This is a genomic window from Acinetobacter indicus CIP 110367 (assembly GCF_000488255.1).
Classification (GTDB): domain Bacteria; phylum Pseudomonadota; class Gammaproteobacteria; order Pseudomonadales; family Moraxellaceae; genus Acinetobacter; species Acinetobacter indicus.
Genome location: NZ_KI530754.1, coordinates 684206 through 701828 on the forward strand (window position 1 = coordinate 684206; position 17623 = coordinate 701828).

A 17623-nucleotide genomic window follows, 5' to 3' on the forward strand; every position below is an offset into this window, starting at 1 on the left:
TTATAAAAACCAATAACCCAAAGTATTCAGGCTATAACCAACAATCAAGATTCCCACAAAAACAATCCCTACAAACAGGCTCAATAAACGGGTTTTCACCACTTGTTTTAACAAGATTAGCGATGGCAGAGAAAGTGCGGTGACCGCCATCATAAACGCTAAAACCGTCCCCAAGCCAACGCCTTTAGTTACAAGTGCTTCTGCAATCGGCAAGGTGCCAAAGATATCCGCATACATTGGCATTCCGACAATCGTGGCAATCAGTACGGAATACCAGTGTTCCTGACCAAGTAAGGCGGTAATCCACTGCTCAGGAATCCAGTTATGAATTGCCGCACCAATCCCGACACCTATCAAGACATAAGCCAGACCTTACTAAAAATGTCTGTCACCTGTTCCCAAGCAAATGTACGCCGCTCTTTTGCAGTCATGCTGAAATCTTCATCGTCACCTGAGATTGTTTGATGATGAGTCACAAATTCAGCCACATACTTTTCCATTTTCAAGTAGCTGATTAATGACCCGCCGATGACTGCCAGCACTAATCCAAGTAACACATAGACCAATGCAATTTTCCAGTTAAAGATACTCGCCAATAAAATAATTGAAGCCAAGTCAACAAGTGGTGATGAAATCAGAAAGGAAAAAGTGACGCCTACCGGAAGTCCTGCACGGGTAAAACCAATAAACAACGGAATCGAAGAACATGAACAAAATGGCGTAATAGTACCGAGTAATGCCCCCATGATATTGGCTTTGATTCCTGTCATCCGACCTAAAATCAGCCGAGTACGTTCTGGAGGGAAATAGCTTTGAATATAAGATAATGTATAGATCAACACTGAAAGCAGAATAAAGATCTTGAATACATCATAAATAAAGAAATGGACACTACCACCCAACCGGGTTGCAACGGATAAACCAAATACATTTTCAACGAACCAGCGCACCCCATCCGAGAGCCAGGTCATTTTAAGTAGAACATCATTTAACCAAGCAAAAATTGCGACAATGTTCTCCATTTAGATCTCCTGCTCTACACTGATACAAAGTCCAACAGCGTTAGGGGTTTCACCTTTTATTTTAAGCGTCTGCCTTGCTCATCAATGATGACTTCACCATCTTCTTTAGCGAAAGCTTTTAATTGCGGCAAAGGTAGAATATCTAGCACTACTTCAGATGGGCGACATAAACGAGTGCCCAAATCTGTCACGACCAAAGGACGGTTAATCAGGATGGGATGTTCAAGCATAGCATCAAGCAATTGCTCATTTGTCCAGTTCGCATCGTCTAAATTAAGTTCAGTATAAGCATCTACATTTTTGCGTAACACATCACGAACACTTAAACCAGAGTCCTGAATCATTTTAATCAGCTGATCTTTTGATGGTGGCGTAATCAGATATTCAATTACTTCTGGTTCGATCCCCGTGTTGCGAATAAGCGCCAAAGTGTTACGAGACGTGCCACAGGCAGGATTATGGTAAATTTGAACTTTTGGCATTTGATCCATGAGTATAATCTCTTAAACAGACAGCCTTTTATATATGAATATTCGAATATACGCAATATGGAATATATGATTAACTACAAGTACCAATAAATAAGAAAAGCTCCTGAATCAATCAAAAATCTCCCATTTAGGTATTTCTGAAACGGTGTCAATTAAATTAAGAAGCTAAAGCTTCTTTTCGGATTCTCAACTCACATTAGGAACATCCCTCATCTAACAAACTGAATATCTTAAGGACTTTTTTAATTGTATTTCTCTTAATAAAAGTCAATAAGTTGATAAGAGTGAAATTGAGATGGTGACAAAACAACTCATATTGAAAATTTAATTTAAACATGAAGTTAAAACAATATTACCCACTATCTATTACCCATATTTACCCATCAACCTCAGAAAGAGAATAGGCTGTGCATGAAGCACAGCCTGTAACCATCTATAAGAATTATAGACCTTTATAGAATTCCTTAATTTTTTGTGCCATGAGCTTACGACGCTCATTCAAAAATTCAGTATATTGATCAGCATCTAACTGGTTTAAATTACTTGGTATGCAATGAGTCTGTAAATTCAAGTCTAAACCTTCAATACTTTTCAGAGAAGTTATTTCATTCTTATCCAACTTAATATCATTTTGGATTTTTTCCATATACACTTTTGGAGAAGCGTTTCCTAGTTTAATATTGATTGCTTGCTCTGTATAAACATAATTAGCTACTTGATTATATTCACTTTTCTTAAACCCATTTTTAGCTAAATAGTCTTTTGGAAAAACGTGATGTACATCCCCTCTTTGCTCTATTAAGCTTCGTACAGTTAAACTACCAGACAGGAAGGATTGCTCATTTGATTTGCATTGTGCTGCTAGATAACACAAGTATGCATTATTAACAGTACTTGAAGAATCCAGCTCATTTACCAAACGGTAATTCCAGAACCCATCATCTAAATCTGCTTGCTCGATTTGAGCTAAGTATCCTTCGATACCTTTTTCTAAGATTTGTTTACTATCACGCTCAATCGCTGATTCTGAAGATCCAGAATAACGCCCTGTCAGTAATGAAACCACATACCAGCGTTTTACAAGATTTTGAATTTGTGGCTCAGGCATTTTTGATGCTCTAAGCTGCAAATAAAGCGCATAAGCAAAATTCAAGCTAGTCTTTGAGCTAATAAGTTTTTTGTCAATAAATCCCGCTGATTGGATGATCGTTAGAAAACGTTGGTAATTTGTCTGGTTGAAGAAGTCTTCTAAACCTTGACGTAACTTGTGATAACTTTCTTCAGCAATACTTTGTATATTACGTCTATTTTCAAAATCGCGGCCAGAAAGTAACGCCACAAGATCACTAAATTTTCCACGATTAAATTGGCACGTGTATGCCACACGTAAAACATCTATATAGTTAGGTTGATACAAATCATCTTTGATATCAGCTATCCAACTAATTTTTTTATAGTCCTCCGTATCTGCAAAATTTTTATCATTTTGTTTAATGATTTTATTAAAACTACCATCTTTCAAAAGATGGCAAAAGTAATCAATCATTTTACGTAATCGATTTCCACCAAATTGCTCATCTGATGCAATCTTTGACATAACAAAGTCTGCATTACTGAGTACTACACCCTTTTGATTGATTCGTATAAAAATTTCAGTAACCGTGTCGATATCCAGAGATGAATCTAGTTCAATGATACCAATCTGACGATTTTTGATTGCTTTTAACTGCTCAAGCTTATCTTCAATGAAATCTTCATTTGCATCTGGATTCAATCCCATATATGCACGTCTAGCCTGAGATATTGAAATATCCCCATTTAAAATTGGGGCGATATTATTGACCCAGATTGGATTACGCTCGATAGCTGTGTTACATACTTCAAATAAGGGCTCATCATCTTTAGCAGTTGGGTTATACGCTATTCGAATATTAGTTTCTTTATAGTCCTTATCTAACACCAACTGCCCAACAACAGCAGCAGTCAATGCAGTAATACGTTGCTGTCCATCAATAAGTACCTTTTTTCCTGCGGATAAGGTTCCATCTTTAAGACGAATATCCGGGTTACGCCATGTGATGATATAGCCGACAGGATAACCTTTATATAGCGAATCCATTAGATCCCGCACTTTACTACTCGACCAAACGAAAGGTCGCTGGATTTCAGGAATTGCGATTTCACCTGATTTTATCCAAGAGAGTAATGTATCAATTGGATGCTGATGTACTGAATATTTCGCCATTAAGACGCCCCTCAAAATATCTAAAACCAACAAAACAAAAGGTCATTGGGTACTGATACCCAATGACCAAATTTAGAAAATCAAACCTCTTCCATCTCAATCAAGTTTTCCAAGGTCTGGCTAAACGTATCTTGGAATGCTGAGTCCTTACGGTAAAGATTATATAAATCCACCATGTTTTTACGCTGTACCACCATAATTTCATCGAGCATCTTTTTAAACACGAGTGCTCTGTTTTGTGGATCTTGCGTCTGCTTATACTTTTTCATAAAGTTTTGATGCTGCTGAATACGTTTCACCAAATCAATGATAATCACCCGTTGATCTTGTGGTGTCGCACTCCAATCCTGAAACCACTTTTCATTAAACTTGGCAACGATCGAATCTAAAGTCTCATCATCATTTTCTTCGCTTGGATTACGAGGGTTTGGATTTGGTGGTTCTACAACTGTTTCCTCTGCATCAAGTGTAATCGTTTTATTGATATGCTCACGCTTTAAGGCATAAGTACTTAAATCGACTGATTCCAACAGATCATCAATACCATTTAAGCGTCCATCTTGTACATTCAATTTTGGAATAAGGAACTTTAAGAACCAATACAGTTGTTCCCATTCCTTTTTATTGAACTGCATGATCGAAGAGACTTGGGCATAAATTTTAACAAACTGTTTTGCCTTCACCTTAAAATCGACACGTTGCTCATGTTCCCATGATCCTTTTCTATCTACATCAAAACGGGCTGCCACTGTATCAATGATAGGGCTTAGGTCACTGCCAGAAGCATTACTAAAGAACAGTTCATTAAACTTCACCACCTCATGTAATTCATAAATGCCTGTGTCATCTAAGGCCGTTTTAATATCATTGAGCACGTTGACATTAGTCGCTTCAGATAACGAGGTCGAAGTATAAAAATCATCAAATGCTTTTTTTATGTCATCAATCTCATTGTAGAAATCTAAGATAAATAAGTCTTCCGTGCGTTTATTATATTTTGGCGCAGCACGGTTTAAACGTGACAATGCCTGCACACATAGTACGCCTGTCAATTTTTTATCGATATACATCGTGGTCAGTTTCGGTTGATCGAAACCTGTGAGATATTTGTTTGCCACCACCAAAATTCGGTTTTCATCTAAATCAAACTTTTCTTTTGTTTTAGCATCATTAAATCCATTCAGTGATTCTTCAGTATAGGTTGTACCATCAACTTCTTTCTCACCTGAGAACGCAATCATGATATTAAATGGGTTATTTTTTTGATCTAGCAATTTTTTGAGTGATAAGTAATAGCGGATTGCAGCTTCAATGCTTTGTGTCACCACCATGCCCTTTGCGACGCCTTTGAGCTTTTTCTTATTGACCACGTTATCAATGAAGTGCTCAAGCATAATGCTGGCTTTGGCATCAATGGATTGTTGTGATGCTTCCACATAGGCTCTTAAAATACGTTGTGCTTTTTTCGATTCAAACATTGGATTGTCTTCAATCGACTTTTGAATCTCATAAAAGCTCTTATATGTCGTATAGTTTGCCAACACATCTAAAATAAAGCCTTCTTCAATGGCTTGTTTCATACTGTATAGATGAAATGGTACATATTTGCCTGTCGCAACATCTAGTTGACCAAACTTTTCTAAAGTGGTGTTTTTAGGCGTTGCAGTAAAAGCAAAGTACGATACATTTTCACGCTTTTTACGTGTGGTCATCATTGCCACAAGCATGTCCTGAACATCATCAGCAGTTTTTAACGCTTCATTGCCCATCGCTCGGTTCATGCTGTTATGTGCTTCGCCTGATTGTGAACTATGTGCTTCATCAATAATGATGGCAAAGTTTTTATCACTTAAATCAGTCACACTATCCCAAATGATGCGGAACTTTTGAATGGTGGTAATAATAATCTTTTTACCTGTTTCTAAAGCACTTTTTAATTCAGCACTGTTCATTGCAGGGGCAATAATGTTTTTGATTTCCGAAAAATCTTTAATATTATCCCGCAGTTGTTTATCCAAAATTTTACGGTCTGTCACCACAATTACCGAATCAAACAACGGTTGATGTAACGCTCGTTTGCCTGCTGCAAGTGCATTATTTGGATAGGCTTCAATGAGCTGAAAAGCTGCCCAAGTAATTGAGTTTGATTTTCCCGAACCTGCGGAGTGTTGAATCAAATACGGCTTGCCTACGCCATGCTGTGACACATCACGAATGATTTTACGTACCACATCAAGCTGATGATAACGTGGGAAAAATAAGGTGCGTTTGCTGAGTTGATCTGAATCTTTACCGTCTAAACGGACAAAGTGTTGAACAATATTGACCAAGCTTTCTTTGGCAAAGATTTCTTCCCACAGGTATGCTGTTTTATAACCGTTTGGATTAACAGGATTACCTTGTCCACCTGAAGCTGTACCTTTGTTAAATGGCAAAAAGTAAGTCTTTTTACCTTCTAGTTTGGTGGTCATATAGACTTCATCGGTATCGACAGCAAAATGCACCAAGCAACGTGCAGGCGTCAGTAATGGCTGTGTTGGATCACGATCTTCACGATATTGTTTTTGACCGTGATAACGTGCTGTTTGGTTTGTCCATGCGTTTTTAAGTTCCATCGTCACCAATGGCAAGCCATTCAGGAAGATGACCATATCAATTTCTTCACGACGGTTTTTGAGTGAATACTGCACTTGTCGTGTTACGCTAAAAATATTAGACGCAAAATTTTGCTTTACCGATGGGCTACTGCTTGCCAATGGACATGGATACATAAAGTGAAAATGCTGTTCATCCAGTGCCATGCCTTTTTTCAGCATATAGGCAATGCCATGTTTTTTTATCAGCTTATCAAAACGACCTAGAATTTTTTGCTTCCAGTCATTTTTGTTATAGGCTTTGTAGGCGTCTAAACTTTCTTTTTGGGTGTTTTCTAAAAATTGGAAAAAAAGTTTTTCATCTATGGCATATTCTGCATTAAAGTCAGACACTTGCCCCATGACATAACCCATGCCCGAATGGGTTTGGGCTATGCCTTGAGCAAGGTCTTCTTTACAGATACCGACCAATGCACGTTCGATATTTTTTTCTAAAGCCAGTTCATTTAGATTATTGTTCACGATTTCCCCTCTATTACATGCATTGGCGATTTATATTTTTTAAGTCAAATGAAGTTTTAAGCTACTTTAATTTTACCTGTCACAGCATCATTAATCAGCGTGGTTTTATATTCTTTCAATTTAGCTATTTGCAATTTAATTATCTCGATTGAATGATTAATATCTGATTCAATTTTATCTAAATATTGAATAATAGACTTTTGCTCAACTAATGGAGGAATCAATACTGGAATATTTTTAATATCTGCCATATTGAAATGTAATACCGTTGAACCTGCTGATAAGAAATCGATATAAGTTCTAACAACATTCGAGTAAATTAAATAGAGGATAAACTGTGAGAGTACCCTTTTATTGTTTATTTTCAACCAAACCATACGTTGCCCTAAACATATCTTTTGATTAGATGGAACCAAACATGCTTCGCCCGCTGGAGCCTCTCTTGTTAATAACACATCACCTGGGGTTGGAACACCTCTTCTAGTCCACTCGTTGTAACCCTTTTCATGTGTATATTTAGCATCATCATAGACCAACTTACCATTTTTGACATTGGATGTTCTAATTACAAAGAACTCTTTCTCATCAACAAAGGGAGCAGTTTTATGCTCACAATCTACAATACCTTTTAGAGAATACTTTATAGGCTCATATAGCCAATGCTCAGGAATTCGTCCAATCCATTCCACACCTGAATCTTTCATTGGCACATTTGGATTTAAACCTTGCGTGACTGCCTTTTGAATCACAATTTGCTTACGCTCATTAAGTAAAGCAATTTGCTGTTCTTTAATAGCAATGGCCTGGTCAATTTCAGTTGTCTTTCTGTCCAAAAACTCAACTATTTTATTTTGCTCAAAAAAAGATGGTATCGGCAATAACTCATTATTCAAGTCGTCCATCGATATCTTCATGCGAATAGTATTTAACTTGCCTGAAGTCTCCGATTTTTTAATTAAAATACCAGTACCTAAACGTCCCAAATTCTTTTGAAATGCCTGTGATTGGAAAATATAGTTATAATATCCAATATTTGTGTGAGCACCATCTCTTGCATAAAGCATGTAATAAACAGGACTAACAACTCCAAAATATTTCGATAATCCAACCGAACCAACTATCACATTCATACTGTTCAAAACAATATCATTAGGTCTTGCTAACTTATATGCAGTTAAATCTTCTTTGGGCTTGTTTCCACCTCCTGTTTTTTCAGATTGTGGTATAACGCCCTGATGCATCGTTAATGACAAAATAAAATCTGTTTTTATCGGATCATTTTTTTCATTTCTCTCAGCAAGAGGTGCTTTTAAGCGTTTTACATCCCAACTAGCAGGAATTTTGCCTACCCAATCGATACCCGAATCTTTATAAGCATCATATTTATTAAACATTCCGCTTCTCCTTAAAGACCCAAAATCTGTGCAATCAAACCATCGGCTTGTTTCTCAAGACTTAAAATATCCTGAGCCACTTCTTCAAGCGAACGCAATGGTTTATGTTGGTAGAAATACTTGTTAAAACTGATCTCATAACCAATTTTCACAGAATCCAAATTAATCCATGCTTCACCTACATGCGGTTTTACTTCATCTAAAAAGTATTGGTGGATACGCTGATTTAACGGTACAGATTCACTGTCACGGATATCAGCATTGCTTTCATACGTGATGTACTCACCTTTTTTGCCTGTTGCATAATAACCAAAGTCGGCTAAATCAGACTCTTCACAGCCTAAATGTTCAAGTAGCTCCGCTAACTTATCGCCATTCAGTTTCAGCACTTTTTTCAGCACTTTCTCAGCCGTTTCGTCATACCAGCTCACAGCATTTAAAATGCTGTTCTTTTCAGGAGCAGACAGCTTTAGACCAAGGGCTTTAATCGCTTTATCCACATTGTCTTTAAACACATTAAAGTCGCTTGATTCCGCTTCACCTACTTGTTCCATAATCGCTTGAGCAGATTCAAACAACGTCTTGAGCGATGTCCAATGCTTAATATCAAACAGCTTCGCTTTCGCTTTGGTATTTAAGCTAATCTCTTGCTTCTCACACCAATCTAAAACGTCTTTTTCAACTTCTTTGAGCTTGCCTGCTTGGTAAATCGCATCACCATATTCAGCAAACATATATTCCATTGGCTCAAGCAATGACTTATCAAAACGTAATGGCTGTAAACGCTCCAAACTAAACTGCGCTTTACGACGGTCAGGACGTTCGATATTGACTTTGTAATAACCAAAATCACTGTTATTAAAGACTTTCGATGTTAAGCCAATTGGGTCATTGTTGGCATCTAAACCACGCTCAACATCTTGCCCATTCAGGTACACATTTAAAATTTCTTCAATATGCTCAGGGGCAAACTCACAGTTTTTTTGTCCTAAGTTTTTACGCAACTTACGGTAAAGCAAACTTGCATCAATCAATTGTACTTTGCCCTTACGTGATTCAGGCTTGTTATTAGATAACAACCAGATATACGTGGTAATACCTGTGTTATAGAACAAGTTATTTGGCAATTGAATGATGGCATTGAGTAAATCATTTTCGATGATATAACGACGAATGTTGGATTCACCACCACCTGCATCACCTGTAAATAAGCTTGAACCATTGTGGACAGAAGCAATACGGCTACCAATACCATTTTGCTCAGGCGAGTTCATCTTGCTAACCATTTCCATCAGGAACAGAAGCTGACCATCGCTGGAACGTGGTGTTGCATCTTCTTCTTTTAGCTCGCCCCAATAATTTTTAAGTTCGACTCTAAAACGTGGATCGACAACCTTTTTATCTTCTAGAATATATTTTTGGTCTGCTGCCCAACTTTTACCATACGGTGGGTTAGATAACATAAAGTCAAAACGTTTTGAACCGAATTCGTCCCCTGCCAAAGTCGAACCGACACGAATGTTTTCAGGGTTGTTACCCTTAATCATCATATCTGATTTACAAATAGCATAAGTTTCGTCGTTGATCTCTTTACCGTAGAGGAAGATGTCTCGATCTTCATCGCTATAACGTTCTTCGATAAAGTTTTGCGCTTCGGTGAGCATACCACCACTACCGCACGCTGGGTCATACACAGACAAGGCATACGGAATACGGTCTTTGATTGGGTCAAAGACTAAGTGCGTCATCAGGTCAATTACTTCACGTGGGGTAAAGTGCTCTCCTGCCTCTTCGTTATTTTCTTCGTTAAACTTACGAATTAATTCTTCAAAAACATAGCCCATACCCAAGTTAGACAGGCCACCGAGCTTATAGCCGTTCGGATCTTCAGTCTCAAATGGACTCAGGTTGATATATGGTGAGACAAATTTTTCTAATACGTCCCCTAATACATCTTTATTTGCCATATGGCGAATTTGGGCAAATAGATTGAAGCATTCGATAATTTCTTTAACGTTGTCGCTAAAGCCACGTAAGTAATCTTCAAAGTTTGCCAATAGAATTTGCTGATTATTGGTTGCTGTTTCAAATAGGCTTTTGAGCGTCCATTGTGAGCTGTTATAAAACACATAGCCTGAAATATGACGCAATGGCAAATCATCCAATTCAAAAAAATCAGACTCGGCTTGTTGGTCTTGGACTTCAGCTAAAATCGCATCTTTGGTTGGTTCTAATAAGGTGTCTAAACGACGTAACACGACCATCGGTAAAATGATATCACGGTACTTACCACGTACATATACGTCACGTAAACAATCGTCTGCAATTGACCAGATAAAAGAAACTAATTTGTTGTGAACTGAATGATCCATGTTTAGACCTTAAAATCTGTAATTATTTCTTATGCTTATTTAACACTATTTTCAAATAGTTGGGCAGTGTGTATATTGGCTTCTTTAGGCTTATACGCCAAATTATGTCGCGAAATTTGGTCTAATGAATCTACTCATACGCTCAGACTGCTTTGCGTAAAATTTAATTCTACTTTAATAAAGAACAGGTTCTCATATGGCAGATTTTGATTGGATAACTGAAGACTTAGGACGCATCAAAAATGAGCTTCGATTAGCTCGTAATACAGCAAGCTGCCGAAAAATTTATGATTGCATGAACATTTCTCCTGAGTTAATGGATACTACTGATCTAACACTCGCGTTCAGACGTGCTTTTGGAGTTTTCTTAGATCCATCTCTTATAAGTGTGAAATTTAATATCAATACAGAAACAATATATATATTGAGAGATTGCATACATAAAGACATTGTTGAATATGAGCACCCTTTCGAACTAGAAACATATAACTTAAATATTATTAAAGAGATAAATTTAGATTCTAATGAAAAATATAGAACTCTTAATATACTTCTACAAACCAATATAAATCATATTATCAATATTATTAATTTAATAAATAATACATCTGACTTATCACTTTCCAATAACTATTATGAAATAGAAAAAAATATTTATCTTCTTACTCCAGAATTTATTTTATTTATAGAAGTTTTTGGAAATAATCATAAAGCTTATGAATGGTACTTTGCACAATTCGAAGCAGCTACCCAAAAAGAAAATTTTAATAGAATTTCTAATGATTTTAAAATTATAGCTACAGAATATGAAAATGATATTAAGAACCAAATTATCGAAATATCTATAGAAAGTTTCAAAAATTCAAAGTACTGTCAAAATAACAAAGACATAAATTTAAAGAATGATTGGGAGTATGTGGGCTATTTAGCTTCAATAAAGGGAATTGAAGTCGCTGTATCTGATGCTGAAAACAAAGTATTGGAATCTTTTCAGAACCTAAAAGAATCTCAAAAGCTTTTACTTCACTATTATATTTACCAAAGTAAATATGATGGTTTATCTATAGATAATATTCCTGCAAATATTAAAAAATATACTGATCTAGACCTATGTACGTATTTAGGAATTATAGCTAAAGATATTTGTAAAAAAGCATATATCGAATATTCTAATCAAAATGTTTCACAGGAAAAATAAGGGAGCGAAAGCTCCCCTTCTATTCGCGGCTCGCCAACTTACTTTCAATCCATTGATGGATCTCATAAGCTGACCAGCCGATGCGATTTTGAGTAATTTTAACTTTCTTTGGGAATGAAGGATCGTAATAAGGTGAGTTTTCATCCATCATCTCATAGATAGTAGAACGCCCCACTCCAACAAATTCCATGACTTGCTTGATACTGATCAGTTGATTCATTTGAAAAGTTTGACCTACAAATGCATTCATGATGTTTACTCCTATCTCATGATTTCGAGCAACTCGCTCATGAGATACGGCAATTTCGTAAGGTTTTACCTTGTCTGATTTAATTCAAAGCCGTCACTGATCCTTTCAATCCTTGCTGAATATTAAATTCAGTCTGAGTCTCTTCGATCTGCTGGCCTCCGACAGGCTGATAAAATTCCTCAACCACATCCAAACCGTCTTCCATATCGACCTCCATCCTTCCATTCCCAAAACCCTTCCTTGCGATAAAGTCTAGAGCCTCTTGATAAAACCCCGCCTGCTTACTCTGCTCATCAATTTGCTTTGCCTGAATAATCGCTTCATTTAAACTAACCCCTTCTCTTAAAGTTAAATCCACGTAATACACTGGTTGACGATAACTCTGTGTCGTACTCTTGCCTCGCAATATCAACTGCAATGGCAGGCAAGACAATAAGCCATTTGATGCCGCATGGTAATAACTGAGCCGTGCTGCCAAAGTCCGGATACTGTTAAACCCTGTAGTTCTAAAGATAAAAGTTCCAAATTCATCCGATTCATCTAAGTTCACATGCAAACGCCCGTAGGGCTTGCAGTTCCCCCCTTGAGCCAATGGACATAAATCAGGAGAAGGACACGGATGCTGTTCAACGCCTTGATTGGTTAAACGCTGACAAGTTTGACCATCACCCACACAGACAGGTCGCCCAGTCTGACGATCAAATAAGGTGTATTCTGCGCGTAAGTTCAGATCAGGATCATTAAAGATCATGCGAACAGGGATTGAACGGAGCTTTTGATTAGGCGTATTCGCTCGAAGCTGATCATCTAATGGATGTTTGATCCAACCTTCTTTGCTTTGAATCTGGGAAGTAATTGTGAATTGATCATCTTTTTCAGGCAATCGCTTACCATTCTTTTCGATCATACGACCGATACTGATACGCCCTAGGATTGGAGGGGTAATTGCTAAACCTTTAATCATGTTGATATTCCTTAATGTATTACCTTACAAATTTGGGTCTATGTATGTAGGTCAGAACAAGGACCAAATAAGTTATCCAAAGAATGTAGAGCCAGATAAAGTGCTACAGAGATCGCGACCGATTTGCTCTCTACCGAAGGGTAGAGAGCGGGGAGCGATTTTTGTGAATTTTTGATTGGGTGCTGTAGATAGGGCTTAGTCGGTATAGATGTTAAATCGACGACTGCCTTGCTTTTGAAGTGGATAAAGCTCGATGAGTTCAGGCTGGTGCTGAAGCAATGCTTTGGTATTGAGGCTGATAGAGTCCTTAGCTTTCTTCCAGACTACTGAGCCATTTGCAAAGATTGCCCTTTCCTTGTCTTGCATCATCATCTGGATTTCATGTTTAAGCTGGTCAAAGCGTTCCTGCTGATGCTGAATCTCTTCTTTCATTTTGATGAGCTGATCGAACATCAAATTGGCATTTTCATTTTGCGAAAGATCCTCTACCGTTAAAGGTACATGCGCTGGATAAAGTTGTTGAATCGCTTTAGCTGCGGATTCACTGGCATCGACTGATGGCGGAGTATCCTTTTCCACGCATTCCCAGAAATATCGTTCTGCTTGAACAATATGTTCAATCACCGATTCTGATCGTGTCACTTTGAAGATCTTGGTTTCATGCCCACAGATCAAGACACAAACATGCGCTGCCTGTTTACCAGTCACCGCCAGTTGATGTTGTACCTGACAAAGCACATATAAAGGCACACCATCACGCCAAAGCTTAGCCCCATGCTCCCCTGCTGTTTTACATTCTAAGATCTGAACGTCATCACTACCGACCACCGTGTAATCCAGATTGGCTAACATGAAGTGTTTATCGGGATCAGGATGCTGAAGTACTGCATTGATCCGTCGCACCTTGTTATGGGTGTGCATGCTATAGAACTCTGCCACCAAAGGTTCCAGCTGCTTGCCCCAATACAGCGGTGCTACACCTGAACTTTCATCTTCAATGGATTGAGTCTGACGACCTGTTTTGATCAGCCAAAGCTCTAACATGGACATGTAGGGATTTAAGCCACATGCTGTTGCTGCATCACTGCTGCCAATGCCTTGTTTACGAACTTCAAGCCAATCTTGATACGCCATATCTTTGGTGTTGACTAAGCGTTTTGCAGAACTAGCTCGTTTAGGTGTAGTTAATGGATTTAATGCAGTTTGAACACCTGCCTGTACAGTCTGATTTGAAATCGGTGCGATTTGATTCATGGTTCTATCCTTATAAATTTCAGTTTTTGTAAAAAAGAAGTGCATAAAAAAGCCATACCCGACACGAGGTCGGGTATGGCGATTTGTTTGCTGTTTTAATTGAGAGGGGTTACATGAGTGCTATGACTAGCACTTGTTTGGGGTGACTCGATTTCAACATAAGTGAATCGGTTAATTTCAGGCGATCAAGGCAAGTGCTTGCTCCAACCCTCGTTGTTTCACACTAGCACCTGCACCGAACCAGGCTGAATCAAGACGGTGATCTGTACTCATGGCACGTCGTTCATGATCCACAAATTCCGTGATCGAACAAAGTAAGCCATAAGCAGTGTCTTTGGCGGATGACAGGTCAGCACCACGTCCTTGCCCATTGAACATGTCCAAAGCTTTATTCATGGCACGACCATTTGGTTCAGGCTTTTTCTCTTGAGCTTGCTGCGCGACATTACGATAGAACTGAATGATGTTTTCTTCAGGATCGGAAATTGACATGGTGCTGTTGTTGAATACGGCATCAAAATAAGCTTTGGCTTCCTGCTGACTCACCTTACGCTGTGTGAGCTGTTTCATCTCATACATGTGCTCATCCCATGCACGAACTGAAATACCCAATTGCTGCTTCACTTTCTCTGCATCAAACTTGGTACTATGTGGAACCTTCACTACACCTGCACTACTGCTCTGTCCACGTAGAGCAATGGCTAAAGTGTTGTTACAGACCACTCGGATACTGGTGAACTGTGCTGTCGTTGCCAAAGTGCCATCACACGCAGTAGCCAACAGGATATAACCATTACTGACATCCTTAGACTTTAAAGCGGTACTTTGCCCGGTACGTGCCAAAGCCCAGAACTTCTTCCCACCTTTCAGAACCCCTGCGGTTTCTAACTCAAAGCCAGATTGCTCAGTCAGATCCCGGTAGAACTCCAGAATCTCTTTGGGTTGAACTTCCTGATAACGCTGACTGACTACAGATAAAGGTGCATGGGTATCTGAACGATACAACACTCGCTGTTCTTCAAATGGCATGATAATGCTTTGACCACGTTCATTCTGTGCCATGTAGCTGACATTCGACGATTCAATCCGCCAGTCCATTCCAGCTTGCTGTGCCCAAACTTCGAGTGATTGGTTCGGACTGAGTTGATTACCCAGACCATGCCAAGGGGTTTCGCCAACATAGGCGATTTGTTCGATTTGATGTGCCATCGTTCTTATCTCCTAGGTTGTTAGCGGAAGTTCTGCTGACATTGATTACAGTGATAGTAGGTCATAGTGATTGGCTTTTTAGGCTCATCAAACATGCTGCTAAATAGACCACCAATGACCGCACCTGCAAGCCCGCCAAGCAGGGGTGATACAGGCAAAGGCAAACCCTTTGAAATGGATGCACCGATAGTGGCAAACGAAGCTGATGCTGCTAGACCTGATGATTCAGCGCCATTCACTTGTTGATTCACCACTTGGATGACTTGATCAGATAGGCAATAAGGACAAATTAAACTCATAATATACATCTCCAGAAATGACTAAGGCTTACCGATTGGCAAGCCCTGAAAGTTGAAATAACTTTGTTTTCATCTAGATGATGTATATCTGAGATTTTTTTCAAGTCATTGGAATGTCCGCATTTTTGGACTGAGCTTCACTCGTAAATGTTGGGCTTCTTTCTCAGGGTTTACTAGATAAGCACCCGCATTACGAAGGTTACGAACTTCCATTGGATTATCCCGATGTATTCTACCGATACCAAGAATACCAAGCTCTCTATACTTGGCTATTTGCTCAGGATCATGACAGTTGAAATAACAGCCCTCATCATTAGTAATCTGCTTCCACAACTTCCCTACTTTATCCGCTATAGCCCATCCTCTTTGACGTTGATGCCCATTAAAGATCAATAGTAGATGACAATGATAGCCTTTGGTTTCACCCTGCTCTAAAGCCCATGCAAAATCTACTAATTCATGAAACGGATCTTTACGCTTAGATATCGCTTTACGCAATTCCTCTAAATCTTGGTAGAACATTTGGATATCGATAATATCGTGACTGCTCTGTAAATATGCAATATCCACTCTCACTACTTCTGACTTTGAATATCGACTAAGAGCTCTATCTAATTTTCTCGATAAAGATTCAAGATTACGTTTTTCGTTCTCACGATGCCTACGGAGATCTTTCAGCTGTCTACTCTCATACGCCTTAAAGTAATCTTGATAGTAATCAAATGATTCACATTTCAACTCTTCAACGACTTCATCAAAATCTAGATCATAAATATCATACTCATCTAACCAATCACACCATGCATTGATATAACCAAAGTACTGAGAGCCTGAACGATAAATATCATCAAACTGTATTAGTAGTTCAGCAAACTCCTCATAGAAATCTAACGGTTGATTCTCTGCCCTAATCCAAAGCTCAGTTACGACTTCTAGCTGGATTGTTAATTTAGTTTCATTAATTGGTTTACTCATGTTTAATACTCAATATGGAAATAGCTCCATATGACATGGGTAAACTGTATAAATATAAATTCTAGCTAGATTGCACTTTAATCTATATGCTTGTGATTACTAAGATTATTAATCTCTATATGATATATATTTAATAATATTAATAACCTGCCATTAAAAATTTGAATATTTGTTAGCCAAACAACATGTTCAACCAGTATTTTCAATTTTTTTCACAATATTTAAAGCTCTATTGATCTACAAGCATAATCGATAGAGCCTACTTTTGAAAAAAGTTATGCGGTGAGTATCAAGCATCAGCTTTATTTGATTTAGTGCTAGGCTTTCGCTTTTTTTTACGAGGTAACGTACCTCTGATAAGCCATTTAGGAGTATCTGAATAAAATGTATTATCTAACAGATCTTTATATACTATGTAGGGAGCCAAGCTATTGATAATAATATTTTTTAGTGGTTTATCAATTGATTCTACTAGCAACTCTTGATATGCCAACTCTTCTACGGAATTAAATATTTTTTTAACTCGGCACGAAGCCTTTAAATCTAATGGCGGTTGAAATGCCTCACTAGCCTTCGTGAGCGTTTCCTGCCATCTTTCACTAATGACATCCGCTAAATTGGAATAATTATTCAGTACTTCACGATCAAATACAAAAACAATATCGGCAAAGAATCGTCTTTTATCTGACACTTGGCTTGTATCATTTTCAACCCATGCCCCTACATACGCCCTGAGCTTAGATAATGGTGCTCTCCGTTTCCCCGCATGCAACATCTGATAGGCTTTGTTGCATAAATATGTAAGCATCTGATTTAAATAAATTTAATTTTGGA

General features: G+C 38.2%; 15 protein-coding genes. 1 reads left to right on the forward strand and 14 read right to left on the reverse strand.

From position 1 onward, the window contains the following. The 7 genes from P253_RS16140 to P253_RS08050 form a co-directional block, all read right to left on the reverse strand. A complete protein-coding gene (locus tag P253_RS16140; protein ID WP_016659430.1) occupies window positions 1-357 on the reverse strand; it encodes a permease in 357 nt (118 codons plus the stop codon). Then, the gene (locus P253_RS16055; RefSeq protein WP_016659431.1) at window positions 354-1022 is read right to left on the reverse strand and encodes a permease; all 669 of its coding nucleotides are present in this window, start codon (window positions 1020-1022) and stop codon (window positions 354-356) included. Before P253_RS16055 ends, P253_RS16140 begins: the two co-directional genes overlap by 4 nt. Before the next feature lie 56 nt (window positions 1023-1078). Continuing rightward, window positions 1079-1513 carry an arsenate reductase (glutaredoxin) gene (gene arsC, locus P253_RS08030; RefSeq protein WP_004988483.1) on the reverse strand — a complete coding sequence of 145 codons (435 nt, stop codon included), beginning with the start codon at window positions 1511-1513 and terminating at the stop codon, window positions 1079-1081. A 442-nt stretch (window positions 1514-1955) separates the two neighbouring features. Beyond that, window positions 1956-3758 (reverse strand): GmrSD restriction endonuclease domain-containing protein, encoded by a 1803-nt coding sequence (locus tag P253_RS08035; protein ID WP_016659432.1) that lies wholly within the window; start codon window positions 3756-3758, stop codon window positions 1956-1958. 80 nt (window positions 3759-3838) lie between these two features. Further along, window positions 3839-6874, reverse strand: coding sequence for a type I restriction endonuclease subunit R (locus P253_RS08040; protein ID WP_016659433.1), 3036 nt, complete (start codon window positions 6872-6874; stop codon window positions 3839-3841). Window positions 6875-6930: 56 nt separating this feature from the next. After that, the gene (locus P253_RS08045) at window positions 6931-8268 is read right to left on the reverse strand and encodes a restriction endonuclease subunit S (protein ID WP_016659434.1); all 1338 of its coding nucleotides are present in this window, start codon (window positions 8266-8268) and stop codon (window positions 6931-6933) included. A gap of 11 nt (window positions 8269-8279) precedes the next feature. Beyond that, on the reverse strand, window positions 8280-10640 hold the full coding sequence (locus P253_RS08050) for a type I restriction-modification system subunit M (protein ID WP_016659435.1): 2361 nt from the start codon (window positions 10638-10640) through the stop codon (window positions 8280-8282). 196 nt (window positions 10641-10836) lie between these two features. On the opposite strand from P253_RS08050, the gene P253_RS08055 reads away from it, so the two are divergent. Beyond that, a complete protein-coding gene (locus P253_RS08055) occupies window positions 10837-11838 on the forward strand; it encodes a hypothetical protein (RefSeq protein ID WP_016659436.1) in 1002 nt (333 codons plus the stop codon). A 19-nt stretch (window positions 11839-11857) separates the two neighbouring features. On the opposite strand, the gene P253_RS08060 is transcribed toward P253_RS08055, so the two are convergent. From P253_RS08060 to P253_RS08090, 7 genes are all read right to left on the reverse strand, one after another. Further along, a complete protein-coding gene (locus P253_RS08060; RefSeq protein WP_004279307.1) occupies window positions 11858-12088 on the reverse strand; it encodes a helix-turn-helix transcriptional regulator in 231 nt (76 codons plus the stop codon). Window positions 12089-12167: 79 nt separating this feature from the next. After that, a complete protein-coding gene (locus P253_RS08065) occupies window positions 12168-13052 on the reverse strand; it encodes a recombination directionality factor (RefSeq protein ID WP_016659437.1) in 885 nt (294 codons plus the stop codon). 195 nt (window positions 13053-13247) lie between these two features. Next, window positions 13248-14306, reverse strand: coding sequence for a YqaJ viral recombinase family nuclease (locus tag P253_RS08070; RefSeq protein WP_016659438.1), 1059 nt, complete (start codon window positions 14304-14306; stop codon window positions 13248-13250). 177 nt (window positions 14307-14483) lie between these two features. Further along, on the reverse strand, window positions 14484-15515 hold the full coding sequence (locus P253_RS08075) for a DUF932 domain-containing protein (protein WP_016659439.1): 1032 nt from the start codon (window positions 15513-15515) through the stop codon (window positions 14484-14486). Between the two features lie 20 nt (window positions 15516-15535). Next, complete coding sequence (locus P253_RS08080) at window positions 15536-15814, reverse strand: hypothetical protein (RefSeq protein WP_016659440.1); 279 nt, start codon at window positions 15812-15814, stop codon at window positions 15536-15538. A gap of 105 nt (window positions 15815-15919) precedes the next feature. Further along, window positions 15920-16789 (reverse strand): YagK/YfjJ domain-containing protein, encoded by an 870-nt coding sequence (locus P253_RS08085; RefSeq protein ID WP_016659441.1) that lies wholly within the window; start codon window positions 16787-16789, stop codon window positions 15920-15922. A 289-nt stretch (window positions 16790-17078) separates the two neighbouring features. Next, complete coding sequence (locus tag P253_RS08090) at window positions 17079-17597, reverse strand: hypothetical protein (protein WP_016659442.1); 519 nt, start codon at window positions 17595-17597, stop codon at window positions 17079-17081. Between the last annotated feature and the right edge of the window lie 26 nt (window positions 17598-17623).

Coding starts and splice junctions, on each gene's coding strand:
- P253_RS08090 (WP_016659442.1), bottom strand. CDS start 17,597: ATGCTTACATATTTATGCAACAAAGCCTATCAGATGTTGCATGCGGGG.
- arsC (WP_004988483.1), bottom strand. CDS start 1,513: ATGGATCAAATGCCAAAAGTTCAAATTTACCATAATCCTGCCTGTGGC.
- P253_RS08070 (WP_016659438.1), bottom strand. CDS start 14,306: ATGAATCAAATCGCACCGATTTCAAATCAGACTGTACAGGCAGGTGTT.
- P253_RS08065 (WP_016659437.1), bottom strand. CDS start 13,052: ATGATTAAAGGTTTAGCAATTACCCCTCCAATCCTAGGGCGTATCAGT.
- P253_RS08085 (WP_016659441.1), bottom strand. CDS start 16,789: ATGAGTAAACCAATTAATGAAACTAAATTAACAATCCAGCTAGAAGTC.
- P253_RS16055 (WP_016659431.1), bottom strand. CDS start 1,022: ATGGAGAACATTGTCGCAATTTTTGCTTGGTTAAATGATGTTCTACTT.
- P253_RS08075 (WP_016659439.1), bottom strand. CDS start 15,515: ATGGCACATCAAATCGAACAAATCGCCTATGTTGGCGAAACCCCTTGG.
- P253_RS08045 (WP_016659434.1), bottom strand. CDS start 8,268: ATGTTTAATAAATATGATGCTTATAAAGATTCGGGTATCGATTGGGTA.
- P253_RS08060 (WP_004279307.1), bottom strand. CDS start 12,088: ATGAATGCATTTGTAGGTCAAACTTTTCAAATGAATCAACTGATCAGT.
- P253_RS08055 (WP_016659436.1), top strand. CDS start 10,837: ATGGCAGATTTTGATTGGATAACTGAAGACTTAGGACGCATCAAAAAT.
- P253_RS08080 (WP_016659440.1), bottom strand. CDS start 15,814: ATGAGTTTAATTTGTCCTTATTGCCTATCTGATCAAGTCATCCAAGTG.
- P253_RS08035 (WP_016659432.1), bottom strand. CDS start 3,758: ATGGCGAAATATTCAGTACATCAGCATCCAATTGATACATTACTCTCT.
- P253_RS08050 (WP_016659435.1), bottom strand. CDS start 10,640: ATGGATCATTCAGTTCACAACAAATTAGTTTCTTTTATCTGGTCAATT.